Annotated in this window: 5 protein-coding genes and 1 pseudogene; 3 read left to right on the top strand and 3 right to left on the bottom strand. The window is 66.4% G+C overall.

Annotated elements, in window-relative coordinates:
* Positions 1-157: 157 nt before the first annotated feature.
* A pseudogene (locus ACWNCF_RS03435) lies at positions 158-487 on the top strand (endonuclease III domain-containing protein); the annotation flags it as partial.
* A gap of 16 nt (positions 488-503) precedes the next feature.
* Positions 504-1,181 carry a uridine kinase gene (gene udk / locus ACWNCF_RS03430; RefSeq protein WP_449406020.1) on the top strand — a complete coding sequence of 226 codons (678 nt, stop codon included), beginning with the start codon at positions 504-506 and terminating at the stop codon, positions 1,179-1,181.
* A gap of 23 nt (positions 1,182-1,204) precedes the next feature.
* On the opposite strand, the gene ACWNCF_RS03425 is transcribed toward udk, so the two are convergent.
* Genes ACWNCF_RS03425 through ACWNCF_RS03415 form a run of 3 tightly spaced genes read right to left on the bottom strand, consistent with a single transcriptional unit; the run spans position 1,205 to position 3,643 of the window.
* Positions 1,205-2,596, bottom strand: coding sequence for a hypothetical protein (locus tag ACWNCF_RS03425; protein ID WP_449406019.1), 1,392 nt, complete (start codon positions 2,594-2,596; stop codon positions 1,205-1,207).
* A 2-nt stretch (positions 2,597-2,598) separates the two neighbouring features.
* Positions 2,599-3,018 (bottom strand): ExbD/TolR family protein, encoded by a 420-nt coding sequence (locus tag ACWNCF_RS03420; RefSeq protein ID WP_449406018.1) that lies wholly within the window; start codon positions 3,016-3,018, stop codon positions 2,599-2,601.
* Positions 3,008-3,643: a MotA/TolQ/ExbB proton channel family protein gene (locus ACWNCF_RS03415; RefSeq protein ID WP_449406017.1), complete on the bottom strand. Its 636-nt coding sequence runs from the start codon at positions 3,641-3,643 to the stop codon at positions 3,008-3,010. The genes ACWNCF_RS03420 and ACWNCF_RS03415 overlap by 11 nt, the downstream gene beginning before the upstream one ends.
* On the opposite strand from ACWNCF_RS03415, the gene ACWNCF_RS03410 reads away from it, so the two are divergent.
* Positions 3,633-3,974: an ExbD/TolR family protein gene (locus tag ACWNCF_RS03410; RefSeq protein ID WP_449406016.1), complete on the top strand. Its 342-nt coding sequence runs from the start codon at positions 3,633-3,635 to the stop codon at positions 3,972-3,974. The genes ACWNCF_RS03415 and ACWNCF_RS03410 overlap by 11 nt on opposite strands.
* Positions 3,975-4,048 lie beyond the last annotated feature (74 nt).

Genomic DNA, 4,048 nt, shown 5'->3' with positions numbered 1-4,048 from the left:
TGTTATGTCGTCACTTCGTTCAGTTACGTATTGCTAAGGTTAAAACGGAGGAGTTAGTTGGATGATCCAGCACCTAAGGTTAAAACGGAGGAGTTAGTTGGATGATCCAGCACCTAAGGTTAAAACGGAGGAGTTAGTTGGATGATCCAGCACCTGGTCGCGCGAAGCGCTGGAAGCCCTGCCCGGCGTGGGCCGCAAGACGGCGAACGTCGTGCTGAACACCGCGTTCGGCGAACCGACGATGGCCGTCGACACGCACATCTTCCGCGTCGCGAACCGCACGAAGATCGCGCCCGGCAAGAACGTCGACGAGGTCGAACGGAAGCTGCTGAAATTCGTGCCGAAGGAATTCCTGCACGACGCGCACCACTGGCTGATCCTGCACGGGCGCTACACGTGCGTGGCGCGCACGCCCAAGTGCTGGAACTGCATCATCAACGACCTGTGTGAATACAAGGACAAGACGCCGCCACCGAAGGACGCGTGATGCCGGATCGTCAAGCATGGCCGACCGCGGAGGTCTCCGGTATCATCCGGGGATGAACGAGATTTCTTTCCTTCCGTTTGTCATTGGCGTCGCCGGCGGAAGCGGCAGCGGCAAGTCGACGGTGTCCCAACAAGTGCTGGCCTCCTTCGGCGCCGACATGGTCTCGGTCGTGATGCAGGACGACTACTACCGCGACCAATCCGACCTTCCGCCCGAAGTCCGCCGCAAGCAGAATTACGACCATCCCGACGCCTTCGACTGGCCGCTGCTGGTGCAACACGTCCAGGCCTTGCGCAACGGCGAAACGATCGCGATGCCGGAATACGACTTCACGATCGACAACCGCTCAACCCGCACCATTCCGGTCAAACCCGCACCGGTCGTCGTGATCGAAGGCCTGTTCGCCTTGTACGACGCGGACCTGCGCGACATGATGTCGCTGAAAATCTTCGTCGACACCGCGCCCGACGTCCGCTTCATCCGCCGCATGCAGCGCGATATCGCCGAACGCGGCCGCTCGCTGGAGAGCATCGTCGGCCAGTACCTGGAAACGGTGCGGCCGATGCACAAGCAATTCATCGAGCCGACCAAGCGCCACGCGGATGTCATCCTGCCCCACGGCGCGAACGACCCGGCCGTCGACATCATCACCACCAAGGTCGCGAGCGTCATCGGCCGGTTGCGGCAGCCCTGACGCGTGGACCGTGGTGATGTCGTTCACTTCGTGAGGACCAGCGAAAAGAAAATCCGGGTCGGCCCGTTCGACAGCTTGAAGAACAGCTTGTTGCGGCCCTTCCTGAAGTGCACCACGCGCGTGCCTTCGTTCAGGTTGTAGTCGCGCACGAAGGTGTTCTTCGTCTCGTAGACCTGGCCGAAGAACGAGTCCTTGTCGACGTTCCCGCCTTTCCAGACCAGCCTGTCGTTGAGCCACAGTTGCGCATCGTCGTCCGCGCCGACCCAGATCGTCAGGTCCTGCTCGGCGTCGAGCATCAACTCCGTATAGCCGTAATACACGGCGTCTTCCGCGTGCACGGGCGGCTCCAGGGGATAGCGCGCCATGTCGACGTAATCCCATTTGACGAGGCGCCCGCCCTTGCCCCGATACGCAGCGTCCAGCACGACGCCCTGCTCGGGCGGATGGCGGTAATTGGCAAACAGCCCTGCGCCGTGCCGTCCGTCGAATGGACCGATCAGGTACCAGCGGTTGATCCAGACGCGGTTCGCATACGTGCCGCCGGGACCGATCATCCTGCCCGCGCCCTTGACCATGGTCGCCGCGTCGACGGTCGGAACGTGCGCGACGCCACCGCCGAAGAACGCGCCCATGCGCCCGGTGTAGGCCTGCGTCGCGCGATCCGGCATGTCGGGATTCGCGAATGCGACGATCCGGTCCAGCGCCCCGCTGCCGATGCCCTGTCCGGGCTGGCCGGTGCCGTTGCCGCTGCCGGTGCCGCTGCTTTTACCTGCGCTGTTGTTGATGCCGCGCTGCGTCGCACCTGTCGCGCCGGCCGCGACCTGCACGCCGTTCTGCTGCTGTTCCAGTTGCTGGCGGCGCTGTTCGAGCGCGTCGCGCGCCTTCGCCTCGAGCTGTTCGATCTGCGCGGCCGCCGCGGCGGCATCCTGCGGCGGCGTGACGGGCGGCGCTTCCGGCCTGGGCGTTTCCGCGATCTGCTTCAGTGCCTTTTCCTTCGGGATGTCGAGCAGCTTCGCCAGCCGTTCGGCCTTGGCGTCGCGCTCGATGTCGTCGATCCTGCGCGCCAGCTCCCTCGCCTGTTTCAGCAATTCCTCCGGCGCCTTCGGCTGCGCGCTGAACTGCACGTCGTCGTCCTTGTCCGCGGCGGGTTGCGCGGCCGCGCTTTGCTCGAGCAGGGACTTGATTCGCTCCATGTCGTGCACGCGCTTTTCGAGGCGGGCCCGGGCCGTCAGCCGCGCGCCCGATTCGACCTGCCGTTGCTGCCGCTCGCGCTGGGCGAGCTCGATGCGCTGGCTGCCCAGGTGATAGAGCGCGACAAGCGGCACCGCATGCAGCACCAGCGCCGCCACCAGGAACGGATGCCGCCGGATGGGGGCAAACGTCGGTGCGAGCGTGGGCGCGTCGTCGAAGGCCATCGTCAGCGCGTGTGCATCGAGACCCGGGTCAATCCCTCGAACTGGCAGAGATCGAGCACGTGCACGATGTCCTGGTAGCGCGCGGCCTGGTCGCCGTCGATGCGGATCGGCCGCGCCGGATCGCGCGCCGCCTCGCGCTTGAGCAGGTCGTGCAGGGCTTGCGTCGACGCCTGCTTGCCGTCGATGTAGAGCGCACCCTCGGCGTCGACACCGATGACCAGCGGCGCCGCGCCGGCCGTGGCGCGGTCGAGGCTGACCTGCGACGTGGGCAGCACGATGTGCATGTCCTTCTCCGGCTTCTTGCCGTCCGGGTGCTTGAACGACGTCGCCGCCATGAAGAACATCAGCAGGAAGAAGATGCAGTCGATCAGCGCGATCAGGCCGATCTCGGGCTGCTCGTCGTCGCCGAGGTCAATGCGCATGGACGACCTCTAGCGTGCGCGCCGGCATGCCGTCCAGCACGCGGTTCAGCTGGCGCTCCAGCGCGATGCCGATGCCGACCATGCGGTTGCGGAAGACGTGGTGCATCGCCAGCGACGGCAGCGCCACCGACAGCCCGGCCGCCGTGTTGACGAGGGCCTTCGAGATGCCGCCCGCCAGCAGGGTCGGATCGCCCATGCCGTTGAAGGCGATGACGTGGAACGATTCGATCATGCCGACGACGGTGCCCAGCAGCCCGACGATCGGCGCGACCGTCGCCACCACGTTCAGCGCGTACGCCTTTTGCTGCTGCAGGCGCAGTTCGACGCCCGCCATCTCCGCCACGCGCGCCGCCAGCTTTTCGGCCGGCAGGTGCCGGTGCTCGACCATCCAGTCGACGATGCGCGCGAGGCTGCTGCCGCCGCCGGCCACCCGCTCGCGCAACTGGTCGAAACGCCCCGCGCGCCACAGCGTTTCCGCCTCGGCCGCCAGGTCCGGCGGCGCCACTTTCTCCAGGCGGAAGTTGACGAGCCGCTCGAGCGTCACGGCCAGCGCCAGCACGGACAGCGCGCCGATCGCGACGATGCCCAGGCCGCCGTGCAGCAGTTCGGCGGCGATGTTCTTCATGGCGGCGACGTCGTTCAAGCACCCGGACGGCAAGAAGCCGGAGAAGGACATGCACATCGTGCTGCCCACGTCGCAGGTCAGCCTCGACCGCGCCACGGCCGGCGCGGCGCCGCTGGTCATCGGTGTCGACGCCGAGGGTGCGCTCTACATCGACGGCAAGCAGGCGCTGACGCAAGCCCTGCACGACCTGCTCAAGCGCGAGGCGGCGCGCAATCCGGCGCGGCCGATCCGCATCGACGGCGACCAGGCCGCGCGCTACCAGGACATCGTGCACGTGCTCGATCTCTGCCAGTTCGAGGGATTGACCCGGGTCTCGATGCACACGCGCTGACGATGGCCTTCGACGACGCGCCCACGCTCGCACCGACGTTTGCCCCCATCCGGCGGCATCCGTTCCCTGGTCGG

This window comes from Massilia phosphatilytica (assembly GCF_977014125.1).
The sequence above is the reverse complement of the archived record's forward strand: the minus strand, read 5'-3'. Positions and strand labels throughout refer to the sequence as shown.